Origin of the sequence: Rivularia sp. PCC 7116, from assembly GCF_000316665.1 — a bacterium.
Taxonomy (GTDB): Bacteria; Cyanobacteriota; Cyanobacteriia; order Cyanobacteriales; family Nostocaceae; genus Rivularia.
In genome coordinates this window covers 7,451,647-7,466,686 of record NC_019678.1, presented here as the reverse complement: position 1 = coordinate 7,466,686, position 15,040 = coordinate 7,451,647, and the positions used below count along the sequence as shown (strand labels likewise).

Here is a 15,040-nt window from a genome sequence, read left to right as displayed (position 1 = left end):
CTTAAACTTGGCTGTCAGTTAACTTCTTCAAATCGTATTCAACCATCGATTCCACTAAATGTGCGAAGGAATATTCTGGTTGCCAATCTAACTGATTTTTAATTTTATCAATAGAACCAATTAGCTGCACTGGTTCATCTGGACGGTAAAATTCTGGATCTACAGAAACATAGTCTTGCCAACTTAAACCTACACTACTAAAAGCGCACTCTACGAGTTCTTTTACAGAATGAGTTTCACCGCTAGCAATAATGTAATCGTCTGGCTTTTCTTGCTGTAACATTAACCACATTGCCCTGACAGCATCTTTGGCATAACACCAATCTCTCTTTGCTTCGAGATTACCCAGCCTTAACTCCTTTGCAAGTCCGAGTTTTATCTTGGCAGCAGTGCTGGTAATTTTACGAAATACGAACTCCGCACCCCTCCGTGGTGATTCGTGAGTATAGGTAATGCCGCAACAAGCATACAAGTGATAGTGCTGACGATAATTAGCAGTCATCCAGTGAGCGTAGGCTTTCGCAACACCATAGGGATTGCGGGGACGAAAAGCAGTGCGCTCAGTTTGTGGAGACTCATCCGGCTGCCCGAAAACTTCACTACTTGAAGCTTGATAAAATCTCGCATCCGGTTTACAGCGGCGAATAGACTCTAGTAATCTAGATACACCCAGAGCAGTATATTCCGCAGTTAAAGCCGGTTGCGTCCAAGATAAAGGAACGTAACTTTGAGCAGCAAGATTATAAATTTCATCCGGCTCGGTGTCATTTATGACATCCATCAAAGAGCACTGGTCTAATAAATCACCCGAGACAATTTCAACTTGACTCCCGAGATGGCTGATACGCTCTAGGCTACTAGTACTAGTACGGCGAACTAATCCGTATACTTGGTAGCCTTTAGAAGCTAGGAGTTCCGCGAGATAGGAACCGTCTTGTCCTGTTAAACCGGTGATGAGGGCTTTTTTAGTCATTAGTTTTCCAATTATGATATTTACAACTTCGACTTGAAGTTTGTTATTTGTTATTTGTCTTTAAATAATGCTGAGTGTAAATTCATAGAATCAGTTCGCTGATATGTTTTTATTTTGATGCTATACCTATTGCTATGTTCTGAGAGATTGAAAATAAAGTGATATCCTTATAGGGTTAATTTATAAAAAGAGTGGTTTTATCATAATTTTATTATCAAAATTTAATAAACAAAAACGTTATTTTTATTAACTGGATTTACCAATTTATTATTTAATTTTACAACTGTGAATTAGTAATAAAATGTATAGCTTCTGCTGTTCTTTGTATCTGGTCGTTGGAGAGTTCATAACTCATCCAATGACTCAAATCTCTACTTATTTTTTCTGCTAATTTGTATGCAACAGAGGATGACTGATATTTTTTAGCTTTGTATGCAAAGTTGGCGATCGCCTGGGCATAAATCTCTGGATTGTGACGTTCTCGTAATATTTTTTGTCCATTTCTGCCTATCTGTGCGAAGAATTCAGGATTATCAATCAAATTAGTAAGATGGTGGCAGATATCTTCAATTTCCTGCTTCGGACGTACAAATAAAACCGTAGTTTCAGTTTGCTCTGCATACCAACCAATTTGTGTCACTAAACTAGGTAGTGCATGGCTCCAAATCCTAAGTTGACTTAAGGATGCTTCTCCCATAGTAGGATAACGTAGATTAATTGCTAAATGAGCATTTGCCAAAGCCGAATCTAGTTCCTCATCTTCTACGAAACCATGTATTTTTACTAGCTTAGTAAGACCTAATTGTTGAATTTGATGGCAAATGTAGTCCTTATCCCAAACTTGACCATAAATATCTAAACGAAACAAATCCTTTTGTTCGAGGCTAGACAAAGCTTTTAAAACAGCTTCGAGGCAACGATTAGGTCCAATATACCCCAAAATTATAAGTCGAAATGGTTTGTCAGCAAGTCGATTATTTATTGCGACTTGTTGATTATCAAAATAAGGTAGCGGTGCATAGCCAACCAACAAGTTATTATTGTCTTTAAGATTATTAAAAGCCTCTTTAGTATGAACTACAGTTGCGACTGCATTTTCTAAAGCCAAAGGTGTAAGAGGATAAAGTTCGGCTATGTATTCAGTTGTTAAAGTGCCATTCCAAAAACTTTGGGCTACTTGTTCTCCTTCTTTACCATAATATCGCTTCATATGAGAAATATATGTATCTCTACCCAATTTTTGCCTGTGATAGATACCAGCAAAAAAATCTTGTAATCTCAAATCATGTAAAACAACTAATCCCGGACATTGGGCACTAATTTGCCATATTGCATAGTGAAAATCTCGATTATTACCAATGTGATATATGTTTAAATCAGCTTGATTAATTTCAAACCAAGGTATATCTGCTAAATCATAATGGCGAACTTTAGCATATTGTTCTAAATCTGAATCCCATTGTTTTCTATCTGTCCACAGAAATACTTCAGCATGGGAGCTTAAAGCGGGAAGTAGACATTTCGTGTATTCAGCAATACCAGTCTTGGCTGGTGGTAGAGGAGAAAACCAATTAATTTTCATTGAATTAAATTTTGCACAACGGTAGACCATGTAATATTGAGGCTATCGTAATATTCTCTTCCAGCTTTGCCGAGATATTTTGAATAAGAACGATTTTCCCATAATTCATCCATTGCTGTCGCAAGAGATAAAGGGTTGGAATCATTAACTAAACCTGTTTTTTCATGGGCAATAAACTCTAAGGAACCTCCAGAATCTTTACAAGTAATCACAGGTTTAGATGCGAGCATTGCTTCTAAAGTTACATAGCCATAATCTTCATCCAAAGGTGGATAAATAACACCTAGAGCTTTTGCATAATACCGGATTTTTTCCTCTTCGCTAATTGCACCTAGAAATATTGCTTTTTCGGAAACACCTAATTTATTCGCGACATCAATTAGATGTTGAGTATAACTGCCATCGTCTGCTTTACCTGCAAAAAATACTTTCACATTGTTATTTGTTTTTGAAAGAGCTTCAATTACAAGTTCCTGTCTTTTTATAGTGCATAACCTACTTGGGAAGAAAAAGTAATCTTCTATCTCTTCACAGTAAAAAAGTTCTGAATTTTGGGGAGGATGATAAAGCGGTGTAGAATTTATCTGATTAAAGTTCGCTAAGCGTTTACTAACATTTTTAGAAATAGTAAAAACAGAAATACACTCTTCAAATGACTTGTTATCAGCATTATTAATTGCTTCACGAATTTGCAATCCATTAGCAGAGTGCATTAAATCGCAATAATCGGTACCCCATAAATCGTATGCCGAACGATGCTGATGAAGTAGCCACATAACTTTATTAGGATGCTCGACTAAATATGCTGGAAACTTTAGCCCTATAACTCTATCAATAGTTTGACCGCAAATTTCCGATAAATCTAGTAAGCGGCAAGCTAGCATATGATCTAAAATCCTTTCAGGAGGATACCACTTAAAAGGTATTTCAACTATTTCTGCTTCATGACCTGCTTTATTAACAGCTTTAACTAACTGTTGAGCAAGTATCTCCGCACCACCTTTCACAAACGGAACTTGAACAGTTACTATTAATACTCTCATGATTTAAATCCTATCACTGCATAATCTTGCGCCCCGTAAAAATATTTCTCGAAGCATTTTTCAACATCCGAACCTGAAAACATAAATTCTTTGGGATAAGGATTTAGGTTCATGATTTTGACTTGTTTCAAACCGTAATATTCAGCAACAAATTTGATTGTTGGACTTGGCAAAGGATTTCTATGAGTAGGATCGGAATAAAACGAATAACTGCCAACAATTACATTCTCTGGATTTGGTGTTTCAAAAATTATTAACCCACCTGGTTTAATAACTCTTATGGCTTCTGCGAACAAAGTCATCAGAGTCTCAAATGGCAAGTGTTCAATAATATGAAAGCCCGAGATTGCTCCTAAACTGTTATCTTCAAAGGACTGTAAATATAAAATTACATCAGATTCAATCACATCGAGTCCTCTAGAAAGACACTGCTCAATCATCACTTTATTGATATCTATGCCTCTAGCTGTATAGCCAGACTCCCGCAACAATTCTAACCATTCTCCTCTACCGCAACCTACATCTAGGATGGGTTTTTCAGGTGTACCAATTTTTGCGTCTTCAATTAATGGTAAATAAACCTTTAATCTATTTAAAATGTTCTCACGGGTACCGCGAAATTTGTCTTCAAAAGCAACATAAAACGCATCTGTCAAATGTTTTTCTTGCTTAACAACATATTGCGATTCCTCTTGATTCAAAGTTTCTGGTAAGCGTTGGCGTGCTTGTTCTAAAAGCATTGTAATTAAACGCTTTTGCTGCCCTAGATCATTTTTAATAAAAATATCATTGTGTAAATAACTATCTTTTAGAGATTTAACATCAGTATTGATTTCATTTAAGCGTTGGTCAAATCGATTTATTTGATTAATATCTGTACTTAATTTTTTACTTAGCTCATCTAGTTGGCTAATACCGGAGTCTAATTCATTAAATTGCTTGTCTACATGACTAATACCTGTCTTTAATTCATCTATTTGGCTATTCAAACTCTGAATAGTATTTTCGTTATTACTTGAATAATCATTCAATTGCAAACGTAAATTCTCAATTTCTTTAATAAGTTGACGGTTTATAACTATCGATTGCTTTAAAGCACTAATTAAGTTAAAATTTACTTCTCTTTGGTCTCTAAATATAAAGTTAAATATTTTTAAACCGTATTGCTTAATCTTATTGCTGAGAGGAAAAGAAAATCTATTTAATTTCTCTGGTAATTTTGTTCTTACAAAGGCTCTTTTTTCAGCATTTTGAATTAAAGCCTCGATATAATTGAAGTTGAAATTTAATTTTCCTGCATTAGAATTTACAGCTGCAAGAGGTTGTTGATTTTGATTCTTTCCTTTATCTACTTCTTCCCGAATTTTTTGCATCAATTTTTCAACATTTATTTCGGGATTGTTTGATTCAATCATATTTTTTATCTTACCTAAATACTTCTTATTCTTTAATAATTATTTAATTTATAAACCTAAGCAAATATTACTGAATTTCTATATAGACATCTTGATATAAATTAGTTGATTGTGTGTCAAACCATCGCACACCTTCTTGTACTAGGGTAACTCTTAGAAGGTAATTACCTTTTTCTGAAAGTGCTTTTACCTTCGCTTTATATTTAATTTTCTGTACGGATTTATTTAAACTCGGTATAATCTTTGTTCTTTCCCCATCAAAAATAATATAATCCTCAGCGGTCTGATTCATCCAGTGATATGCAATATGTACTGGGCGATCGCCATAGCTATTCAGGACAAAATCACTATAATTTCCAATTTCTAAGTGAATCATAAATTCACTATTAACATCTACTACCTGGGGATGCTTTGTAACTATTAAACTAATTTCTTCGTTAGATATAGAAGGCAATATTTTCATGTGCAAATTGTTTTTGATTTGCTCATAATTTATTGGTTCGTGAGCAGCAATTGCAAATAAGCTAGGAGAGGCACGCATTTCTGCTTTAGTAAAATGTTGTACCAAGCTTCCTCCTGGATTCAGAGGTTCTCCAAACCATACACATACATGCTCAAAGTGTTTACTTAATTGCTTTTTTAAAACTCGTGGAGATTGCTCGTTAATATGCATGAGCAATTCATATCTAGAACGAGGTTCAGGAGGTAAATAAGCTCCAACAGAAGCTGCGATTTTTCTTCGATACGGATAGTGATATTTGTAGTACCAGGAATTAGGAAAGGTGTGTAAAACAAATAAACCGTTGCGATAAAGAGACTGAGATACTTTTTGATAAAGCCTATCTACTTCCGTAAAATTTAAATGCTCAATAATATCGGATGCAACTGCTAAATCATATTTACCTGAAAGTTCCACACTACAAACATCGTTACAAATAAATTCTACGTTATCTCTTAACTGCTCATCTCCATCAAAACATTTTTGCGCTAATTCAATTGCATTTTTAGAATAATCTATAGAGGTGACAGAAAAACCTTGACTAGCAAAATAGTAACTAAGCTCTCCTCTACCACAACCTAAATCAAGTACGCGACCAGACTTTTTATAACCAGAAATATTTGCTACAGCTATTATTCTTGGGTCTTGTAAAATTTTGCCCTTATTTTTTTTGTAAGCTTCAAATCCTCCACAGTCTTGTGTAAAATAATCTTTTGTATAAGTTTGACGAATATCCAAACTAGAAGAAGCTGTTGTTTCTAATTTATGAGTTTGATTCAAATAGTTTTCTGATACTTTTATTAGCAGTTCTCCTGCATAGCCAGGTATTACACCATACCAATCCAATAAATCTGCATTCTTGAGTAAAAAATCATTAGCTGCGAGAAAATTTTGACTTGTCCACAGATATCCGTCCATTAATATGTATTTTCCTTGCTTTATAGCAAGTTCTAAATCATGAAGCGAACCGTCTCCATCCTGTTGTCCATCCACGTGAATTAAGTCATACACATCACCTGGAAACAACTTCATAGTTTGTGTATTCGCAACGATAAACTCAGTATTAAATGGTTTAGTAATTTTTTTTGCCCAATTAATTCCTCCTTTAACCCCACCGAAAAAATCTGTATCTAAATCAATCCCAACATATTTAGCTGATGGGTATGCTTCAAGAAAAGCTACTGCGGAATAACCAAAGCGAACTCCTATTTCCAAAATAGAATTAGGTTTTAAGACATTAGCAATTGACCACTTTAGCTTATAGTAGTTAACCCAATCTTGAAACGAAGACGCTAATGGATCGTGCGGATTAGCAGTTTCTATAAAATTATAATTTGTAGATTTATATGTTTTAATTATTGATTCAAACATAATGTATTATTGTGCTGACTTAAATTCTGAATCACTATTGAGCTTAAACTGAGACTTTACGTTTATAAAAAGACGGTTTTAGATTAACAATACCAGACCAGAGAATAGAGTCTTTGTTACTTAAAATTTTTAATTTAGCGACATTGTGGCTATAAACTAAAGTTCTTTTAAAACTTCCTTCTCCATATCCAATTTCACTAACACCAATAGAAATACTATACTCACCTGCTAAAATAGGAATTTGAAATTCAAAACAAAATTCATAGAAGTCATTTTCTTCTACTTTACCAATGCTTTCTTTCATGCAATAAGTATTAGTCTCGAAAATAACTTCTCCTTTTATATCTCGAATCTTAAAACCAATATGTGGGTCTTCAAAACACTTTAAAAAGGATAATCCAACTATTATTTTTAGAGTATGTTCGCTAATAAGAACATCTACTTCCTTATTCTTTATATCTAAGAATTTTACATACTCTACATAAACATCTGAAACATTAATTGATACTTCTTTTAAATCTGTACTAATAGTTGATGAGTTTTGATTTTTTATGATTTCATTATTTAAATCAGAAAACATCTGAACTTCAATTTTTTCCGATTCTACATCTTTTTGTTTTAAAAGCTTAGCCTCATATAAATCAATAACCGTTTTTGGTTTAGAGTCCAATAATATTTGTCCTGTTTCTATTAATAAAGCTCTTTGACAAAGCTTGTATACAGCAGTTGAATCGTGGGAAACGAATAATAGGGAAGTTCCTAAATCTTTAAGATTTTTTATTGCTTCAAAACATTTTTGCTGAAAAAATATATCACCAACGGCTAAAGCCTCATCGACAATCAGAATTTCAGGATTCACATTAACGGCAACGGCAAATGCTAATCTTACAAACATCCCGCTAGAATAAGTCTTAACAGGCTGATCTATAAATTCTCCGATTTCAGCAAAAGCTGCAATATCATCATATTTAGCAGCTATTTCTTCCTTACTTAATCCTAATATCCTGCCATTAAAGAAGACATTTTGTCTGCCTGTAAATTCGGGATTAAAACCGCTACCCAATTCTAATAAAGCTGAAACCCTACCATTAACAAATACTTCTCCGGTAGTCGGTGTCAATGTTCTGGCAATAACCTGTAATAGCGTACTTTTTCCAGAACCATTTTGACCGATAATTCCTACCGTCTCGCCTTGATTAATTTCCAAATTAATATCTTTTAACGCCCAAAAATCTTGAGCATAGCTCTTACCTGGCAGTAAAATTTCTTTCAGCCGATCCACGGGACGAGCATAGCGTTTGTAACATTTGGAAATATTCTTCAGGGAAATTGCAACTTCCTCACCCATAACACTAGATTCTTACTATCTGAACTCAGAATATTCGCGAATCAATAAGGCTCTCAAATCAATAAACCTAGGCTATTAAAGTTCTCGATTTGTTACGAGTAGTGGCATTATCTGACACCGCAAATTTGCTATTACCGTTAGGAGAAACTAAGCCTAAAACCTGCAAATCTGCTTCTACCATCAACTTGACTAATTCTTCAAAACTAACAGTCTGCTTCCAACCTAATTCTTGTTTTGCTTTACTTGCATCGCCAACTAATAAATCAACTTCTGCTGGGCGTAAATATCGTTCGTCAAAAGCTACATAATCTTGCCAATCTAGATTCACATAGTTAAAAGCAATATCCAAAAACTCGCGTACCGAATGAGTTTCTCCCGTTGCTATGACATAATCATCCGCTTGCTTACGCTGCAACATTAACCACATTGCTTGCACGTAATCTTTCGCATATCCCCAATCTCGCTTTGCGTCTATGTTGCCCATATAAAGCTTTTGTTGCTTCCCTGCTACTATGTTCGCAACAGCACGAGTAATTTTTCTAGTAACAAAAGTTTCTCCACGGCGGGGTGATTCATGGTTAAATAAAATCCCGTTACAGGCAAATAATCCGTAGGATTCGCGGTAGTTTACCGTCTGCCAATGAGCAAATACTTTCGCGCAAGCATAAGGGCTGCGAGGATAGAACGGTGTTTCTTCTAACTGAGGAACTTCTCGCACTTTACCAAACATCTCGGAAGAACCGGCTTGGTAAAAACGAACATCAAGCCCAGTCCGCTGCTGATAATCTCGCAAGGCTTCTAATAAGCGTAATGCTCCCATTCCCACAGTATCGGCTGTATATTCAGGTGAATCAAAACTTACACGTACATGGGACTGGGCACCTAAATTGTAAATTTCATCTGGCTTTACCGTTTCTAAAATACGGCGTAAGGTTGTACCATCGGTTAAATCGCCATAGTGGAGAAACAATCTTGCATTATCGCTATGGGGGTCGGTATAAATATGGTCGATTCTATCAGTATTGAAAGTAGAAGTACGGCGAATAACACCATGAACTTCATAACGCTTTTCTAACAATAATTCGCTTAGATAAGAACCATCTTGACCGGTTATACCAGTAATTAACGCTTTCCTCACCATACTTAGCCTCCCTGTAATTATCTGCGATTACACATGTATACTAAAGTACATCTGCAAAACCCGGACGTAATTTTCTGTATGTTAAAATACCGATAAAAAATATAATCCCCGATATAGTAAAAGCGACTCCCAATTCGCCCCAATGCTTAACCTCTCCTACTAAAACGAAGTCACGGTAAACTTCTGCGATCGCGGCTAGTGGATTCAACCACAAAATCCAGCTTTGCCAGCTTTCGGGAATAGATGTAGCTGGGTAAACTATGGGCGTTGCGTAAAACCAAATATTAAGAATAACATTTAACGTTTGCGGAATATCCCGTAAAAATACGGTTAACCCAGCAGCCAAATACCCCAAACCAGCGGTTAATAGTAGCTGAGGTATCCAAACCAAAGGTAATAGAGCTAAAGTTGTATGTAAATTTCCGGAAAAAACCGCTACAAAAAAAATCAGCATTATCAAGCCCAAAGAACTCTCGATAAAAGCTGAAAAAATTGGCACTAAAGGCAGTAAACTTAAGGGAAATACAACTTTTTTGACTAAATTTGGTTGATTTACTACCGCACCGGCAGACTGAACTAAGCCGGTACTAAAAGCTATCCAAGGAAGCAGCCCTGCAAATAGCCACAGCCCAAAAGATACGCTTTCATTAGCTTCTAATCCCTTCAGGCTCAGTTTAACTTTTAATACAATGGAAAATACGTAGGTGTAAATTAGTAATTGCGACAGTGGATTAACTAAAGACCACAAATTTCCCAGTACAGAACCTTTATACCGCGCTTCTAAATCTCGCCTTACCAAAGTTCTCAACAAATCAAACTTAGTCCACCACTGCTCATTTATTGGTAAGACACGTTTTAACTTGCTTGAGATGCGGACAAATACATTTATTGTTCGCATAAGTTTCTGATTCCTCACACACCAGTTCTCAAGTAGCAATTAGCGGTCATTTTTTGTTCAACAAGCGCTAAAAACCTCAATCATTCTTCTTTACAAACAACCGTCTCCAGGAAATATTTTTAACTAATGGTTATAGAAGTTACTTTTGTCCATATTCCGCAAACAAAATTTTTCAATAATCATACAACGAATTGGCTATGAAAGATTGGGGATTGGGCATTGGGGATTGGACATCACCCATTACCCATCACCCATTACCCATTACCAATTACCTATTACCTATTACCCAATTCCCAGAAGTCCCTAATTCAGCTAAACTTAGTCTTGGTTTAGTGCATTTATTTCATTATTTATCATTTGGCATGGAAGTAGGACAAAAAGTTAAGGTAGTTCGTTTACGCGACCGTTTATCTTCTGGAAGCACATCTAACAAGCTAGGAAAAGTTGGTACTATCAAAGATTTTAAAATCACTGATGGTATGGGTGTTGGCTGCGTAGTAAAGTTTGATGACAATTCAGCCACTTGGTTTTTTGAAGATGAACTAAAAGTAGTGCAATAGACAGAAGCGTCTTCAAGAAATCTGCTGTTAACTGGAAGTTGATTGTAAGGGCTGAAATTGGAATTCACAAAATGTCCCAGATATTGACCTTTTTGGGTGAAAGCAGCGCCGCTCGAACTAAAATAGCGATCGCGTCTGCTAAATCCCTGGCAAACCAAGGAAAACGGGTTCTTTTGGCAGGTGGTGCCGAACCCGTTTTACCCATTATGTTGGGTGCCTATTTAGGCCCCGATCCTCAAGAAATTGGTGCTAATTTACAAGCGGTACAGTTTCAATCTTCCGTGTTATTAGAACGCAATTGGGAAGAGGTAAAGAAACTGGAAGCGCAATATCTCAAAACACCTATTCTCAAAGATGTATACGGTCAAGAGTTATCTATCTTACCTGGGATGGATGGCGCTTTGGCACTTAATGCTATACGCGAATATTTTGAGAGCGGCAAATATGACGTTATTGTTTACAACGGTACTGGAAATATAAATACTTTACGAATGTTGGGAATGCCCGAATCAATCAGTTGGTACGTGCGTCGTTTCCGACAATTGTTCATCAATTCGGATTTGGGAAAGGCTATTTCTGATTCTCCTTTCATCCAACCGTTAATTTCCACCTTTCTCAACGTTAATCCTACGGCAGATAATTTTGCTCAACCTACTAACCAAGCTAACAATATCTTGGATAAAGGTAAAAAAGTTCTTGCCAATCCCCAGCAGTTTAGTGCTTTCTTAGTGACAACTCCAGATCCCATCGAAGTGGTTTCAAGCCGTTTTCTTTGGGGAAGTGCTCAACAAGTAGGTTTAACGATTGGTGGCGTTATTGTTATTTCTCCCAATGGAAATTCAAATGTCTCTGAAGACTTTGCTCCTTTACAAGTAACTAATATCCCAGATATTAAAGAAGGTAATTGGCAGCCTTTGGTGGATGCTGTTCCGGACTTTACCGCACAGACACTACTTTCCCCCAAACCTATTGAAATTGATGTTAATGCTCGTCAGGTAAAGTTATTTTTACCAGGATTTGACAAAAAACAAGTCAAACTAACTCAGTATGGCCCGGAAGTGACCATAGAAGCAGGAGATCAAAGAAGGAATATCTTACTACCTCCCGCTTTGAGTGGTAAGCCCGTAGCAGGCGCGAAATTTCAAAACCAATATTTGATAATTTCGTTTTAGAAATGGTAATGGGTGATGGGTAATGGATGGGTAGTTAGCAATTAGGAGTTAAGAGTTAGGAGTTAAGAGTTAGGAGTTAAGAGTTATGAAGTTAGTAGTGAGAAATTGATAATTAACAATTTCACTCCCTCTAGCGATTCCCGATGCCCAATGCCCAATTACCAATTACCAATTACCAATTACCAATATATGAAATATGTCTGAATCAACTCAACCAAAATCAGAAACTGCCGATCGCAGTGCCAAAACCAGACAGTTGCTAGGAATGAAGGGCGCAGCTTCTGGTGAAAGTTCTCCAAAATGGAAAATTCGCTTGCAGTTAATGAAGCCTATTACGTGGATTCCCTTGATTTGGGGGGTTGTTTGTGGCGCGGCTTCTTCAGGTAATTACACTTGGCAGACGGAAAATTTTCTGAAGTCGGCGGCTTGCATGTTGCTTGCTGGTCCAATTTTAGCGGGTTATACCCAAACTTTAAACGAATATTACGACCGCGAAATTGATGCTGTCAACGAACCCTATCGCCCGATTCCTTCCGGAGCAATTCCTTTACCCCAGGTAATTACGCAAATCTGGGTATTAATGATTGCCGGTTTAGGGTTAGCTGTTGCTTTAGATCGATGGGCTGGAAATGAATTTCCTACTATTTCAGTTATCGCGGTATTAGGCGTTTTAATTGCTTACATTTATTCTGCTCCACCTCTAAAACTCAAGCAGAACGGTTGGTTAGGCGGTTATGCTCTTGGCGCTAGCTACATTGCTTTCCCTTGGTGTACGGGTCATGCATTATTCGGCGAACTCAATTGGAAAGTGGTAGTTTTCACCGTTGTATATAGTTTGGCTGGCTTAGGAATTGCCATAGTTAACGATTTTAAGAGCGTAGAAGGTGACAAGCAATTTGGCTTAAAGTCTTTACCAGTTGTCTTCGGAGTCGAAAAAGCAGCTTGGATTTGCGCCGGAATGATTGACATTTTTCAAGTCGCGATCGCAGCATATTTAATCTATCTGCATCAAAATTTGTACGCCGCAATACTACTTTTGTTAGTGATTCCTCAAATTACATTGCAAGATATGTATTTCCTGCGCGACCCATTAAAAAACGATGTAAAATACCAAGCTAGTGCCCAACCATTCCTAGTTTTAGGAATGTTAGTAGCGGGTATTGCACTCGGTCATTCTGCGGTTTAATCAGTTACCAGTTACCAGTTAGCAGCTAACCTTTGGGTTCAACAGTTAACTGGTAATAGTTGATAAAGATTAATTCTAACCTTTGACCTTCAACCTCTAACCTTTGACCTTGAAGTCGTGTTTCAAATGCTTTATTACTTAGTTAATGCGATCGGGCCCTTTTTAGTGCCTATTTGCTTTGTATGTGCTTGGTCACTAATTATTTTAGTCGGCTGGAGCATGTGGACTGCCGCCAGAGATAGCGTCAATACAGCAAAGCAAATGCATCAAATACCGTGTTCGGGCTGTCAATATTTTACTGACGACTATCGCTTAAAATGTACTGTCAATCCTTCAATGGCTAACACTGAAGAAGCAATAGAATGTATGGATTATCAACCAAAAACTAATCCTATGCTTTATTAGTATATGAATGGTAAATGAAGAAACACTTTAATAGGCTTGATTCTCCAATTGCAAAACTTTTTGCTTTATCAGTAGGAATATTTTTTCTATTTTCTTGCTCAAGCTACGCCGAACCTACAACTAATTCTTGTGCGGCTCAATTTTCTGAAAGTCAATGTGTTGATAATTTAGAGGGTATGTTAGCCGATCTAAAAAAGGCTGATGTCGTATATTTAGGAGAAACCCACGACAGTTCCAAAGACCATCAAAACCAATTAAAAGTTATCCAACAATTATATAAGAACAATAAAAAAATTGCTATTGGAATGGAAATGTTTCAACGCCCATTTCAAGAAGTTTTGGATCAATATATTGCAGGCAAAATTACAGAAGCAGAATTAGTAACTAAAAGCGAATACAAAGAGCGTTGGGGTTTTGATTGGGAGCTATACGCCCCTATTTTAAGATTTGCAAAAGAAAAGAAAATACCCGTTTTAGCTTTAAATACTCCTAGAGAAATTAGCCGTAAAGTTGCCAAAGAAGGCATAGAAAAACTTACGGATGCCGACAAAAAATGGATTCCACCTGTTACTGAAATTAATCTAGATAACATCCCATACCGTCAAATGGTTTTGAAAGCATTTGAACAACATCAAAGCGCGGGGCATGGTAACAGCGATAGTGCAAATCGCTTTTTTCTAGCTCAAGTTTTGTGGGATGAAACAATGGCTGATACTATTGCCCAATTTATTAAAGCAAATCAAAACCACCAGGTAGTTGTATTAGCAGGGCAAGGACATATTGTATACGGTTACGGCATTCCCAGTCGCGTAGAAAGACGAATCAAAGACAAGCAATTTACTCAGCGTTCGGTTTTATTAAGCGTTCCAGATATTAATTCAATTGAAAAAAATAAGCCAGTTGCTGATTTTATTTTGGATAAGTAAATAATTGCCTAATAGCCAATAGTCAGAATTTAATTGGTTTCTTTTGATTAGCCATTACAATCGCTTTAGAATCAATTCCAAAGCAATAGCAAAAGTCGTTTAAATTTGTCAACTTACACATTATTTAAAAAGCCCCAAATAATAAGGCTTATAGCCGAACAAAAAATGTATAAGCTTCATATTTAGTTGTAGCGATAAGCGGAGCTTGACGCTAAAGCGTAACGCTGCTAATTAGGTGCTGACATCTTGCACCATTGTCGTTAATTCTAAATATCCACCTTGCAAGCTGGAGGCTTTCTCGCAGAGAAATTAATTTCAAGACTAATATACAAAGTACGTTGAAACTCACTAAAAGCTATGCTCAGTCTGATTTATCAGACTTTGTATTTGAGCCTGGGAATTTATTCCAAGGCTGTCTTAAGAACAGTGTAAAACATGTTTCAACTAGAACCTTTTCACGGTAAATAATGAATGATATTAGAATCCCATCTAAAGTTTGTATTATAAGTTTCAATCCCTAA

At 36.4% G+C, this 15,040-nt stretch carries 13 protein-coding genes and 1 CRISPR repeat array (1 of these 14 cut by a window edge); of the genes, 5 read left to right on the top strand and 8 right to left on the bottom strand.

Features of this window, described 5'->3' with window-relative positions; translation table 11 throughout:
• Position 1: 1 nt before the first annotated feature.
• From RIV7116_RS28650 to RIV7116_RS28615, 8 genes are all read right to left on the bottom strand, one after another.
• Entirely contained in the window at positions 2-973 is a 972-nt protein-coding gene (locus tag RIV7116_RS28650; protein WP_015121827.1) for a GDP-mannose 4,6-dehydratase, read from the bottom strand.
• 277 nt (positions 974-1,250) lie between these two features.
• Positions 1,251-2,555: a glycosyltransferase gene (locus RIV7116_RS28645; RefSeq protein WP_015121826.1), complete on the bottom strand. Its 1,305-nt coding sequence runs from the start codon at positions 2,553-2,555 to the stop codon at positions 1,251-1,253.
• Positions 2,552-3,598, bottom strand: a complete 1,047-nt coding sequence (locus RIV7116_RS28640; protein WP_015121825.1) for a glycosyltransferase family 4 protein — start codon at positions 3,596-3,598, stop codon at positions 2,552-2,554. Before RIV7116_RS28640 ends, RIV7116_RS28645 begins: the two co-directional genes overlap by 4 nt.
• Positions 3,595-5,013, bottom strand: coding sequence for a bifunctional 2-polyprenyl-6-hydroxyphenol methylase/3-demethylubiquinol 3-O-methyltransferase UbiG (locus RIV7116_RS28635; RefSeq protein WP_015121824.1), 1,419 nt, complete (start codon positions 5,011-5,013; stop codon positions 3,595-3,597). Before RIV7116_RS28635 ends, RIV7116_RS28640 begins: the two co-directional genes overlap by 4 nt.
• 67 nt (positions 5,014-5,080) lie before the next feature.
• Positions 5,081-6,883: a methyltransferase domain-containing protein gene (locus RIV7116_RS28630; RefSeq protein WP_015121823.1), complete on the bottom strand. Its 1,803-nt coding sequence runs from the start codon at positions 6,881-6,883 to the stop codon at positions 5,081-5,083.
• 43 nt (positions 6,884-6,926) lie between these two features.
• Positions 6,927-8,231 (bottom strand): ABC transporter ATP-binding protein, encoded by a 1,305-nt coding sequence (locus RIV7116_RS28625; protein ID WP_015121822.1) that lies wholly within the window; start codon positions 8,229-8,231, stop codon positions 6,927-6,929.
• Positions 8,232-8,298: 67 nt separating this feature from the next.
• Positions 8,299-9,372: a GDP-mannose 4,6-dehydratase gene (gene gmd, locus RIV7116_RS28620; protein ID WP_015121821.1), complete on the bottom strand. Its 1,074-nt coding sequence runs from the start codon at positions 9,370-9,372 to the stop codon at positions 8,299-8,301.
• A gap of 40 nt (positions 9,373-9,412) precedes the next feature.
• Entirely contained in the window at positions 9,413-10,270 is an 858-nt protein-coding gene (locus RIV7116_RS28615; protein WP_015121820.1) for an ABC transporter permease, read from the bottom strand.
• Between the two features lie 362 nt (positions 10,271-10,632).
• Here RIV7116_RS28615 and RIV7116_RS28610 point away from each other — a divergent pair, with 362 nt between their 5' ends.
• The 5 genes from RIV7116_RS28610 (at position 10,633) to RIV7116_RS28590 (ending at position 14,519) form a co-directional block, all read left to right on the top strand.
• Positions 10,633-10,830 carry a DUF2862 domain-containing protein gene (locus RIV7116_RS28610; RefSeq protein WP_044292480.1) on the top strand — a complete coding sequence of 66 codons (198 nt, stop codon included), beginning with the start codon at positions 10,633-10,635 and terminating at the stop codon, positions 10,828-10,830.
• A 71-nt stretch (positions 10,831-10,901) separates the two neighbouring features.
• A complete protein-coding gene (locus RIV7116_RS28605; protein ID WP_015121818.1) occupies positions 10,902-12,002 on the top strand; it encodes an ArsA family ATPase in 1,101 nt (366 codons plus the stop codon).
• A 196-nt stretch (positions 12,003-12,198) separates the two neighbouring features.
• Complete coding sequence (gene chlG, locus RIV7116_RS28600; RefSeq protein WP_015121817.1) at positions 12,199-13,188, top strand: chlorophyll synthase ChlG; 990 nt, start codon at positions 12,199-12,201, stop codon at positions 13,186-13,188.
• A 126-nt stretch (positions 13,189-13,314) separates the two neighbouring features.
• Positions 13,315-13,593, top strand: a complete 279-nt coding sequence (locus RIV7116_RS28595; RefSeq protein WP_015121816.1) for a hypothetical protein — start codon at positions 13,315-13,317, stop codon at positions 13,591-13,593.
• Positions 13,594-13,607: 14 nt separating this feature from the next.
• Entirely contained in the window at positions 13,608-14,519 is a 912-nt protein-coding gene (locus RIV7116_RS28590; protein WP_015121815.1) for a ChaN family lipoprotein, read from the top strand.
• Positions 14,520-15,026: 507 nt separating this feature from the next.
• Positions 15,027-15,040: a CRISPR direct-repeat array (repeat unit 37 nt); it runs 1,307 nt beyond the window's last position.

Coding starts and splice junctions, on each gene's coding strand:
- RIV7116_RS28650 (WP_015121827.1), bottom strand. CDS start 973: ATGACTAAAAAAGCCCTCATCACCGGTTTAACAGGACAAGACGGTTCC.
- RIV7116_RS28645 (WP_015121826.1), bottom strand. CDS start 2,555: ATGAAAATTAATTGGTTTTCTCCTCTACCACCAGCCAAGACTGGTATT.
- RIV7116_RS28640 (WP_015121825.1), bottom strand. CDS start 3,598: ATGAGAGTATTAATAGTAACTGTTCAAGTTCCGTTTGTGAAAGGTGGT.
- RIV7116_RS28635 (WP_015121824.1), bottom strand. CDS start 5,013: ATGATTGAATCAAACAATCCCGAAATAAATGTTGAAAAATTGATGCAA.
- RIV7116_RS28630 (WP_015121823.1), bottom strand. CDS start 6,883: ATGTTTGAATCAATAATTAAAACATATAAATCTACAAATTATAATTTT.
- RIV7116_RS28625 (WP_015121822.1), bottom strand. CDS start 8,231: ATGGGTGAGGAAGTTGCAATTTCCCTGAAGAATATTTCCAAATGTTAC.
- gmd (WP_015121821.1), bottom strand. CDS start 9,372: ATGGTGAGGAAAGCGTTAATTACTGGTATAACCGGTCAAGATGGTTCT.
- RIV7116_RS28615 (WP_015121820.1), bottom strand. CDS start 10,270: ATGCGAACAATAAATGTATTTGTCCGCATCTCAAGCAAGTTAAAACGT.
- RIV7116_RS28610 (WP_044292480.1), top strand. CDS start 10,633: ATGGAAGTAGGACAAAAAGTTAAGGTAGTTCGTTTACGCGACCGTTTA.
- RIV7116_RS28605 (WP_015121818.1), top strand. CDS start 10,902: ATGTCCCAGATATTGACCTTTTTGGGTGAAAGCAGCGCCGCTCGAACT.
- chlG (WP_015121817.1), top strand. CDS start 12,199: ATGTCTGAATCAACTCAACCAAAATCAGAAACTGCCGATCGCAGTGCC.
- RIV7116_RS28595 (WP_015121816.1), top strand. CDS start 13,315: ATGCTTTATTACTTAGTTAATGCGATCGGGCCCTTTTTAGTGCCTATT.
- RIV7116_RS28590 (WP_015121815.1), top strand. CDS start 13,608: ATGAAGAAACACTTTAATAGGCTTGATTCTCCAATTGCAAAACTTTTT.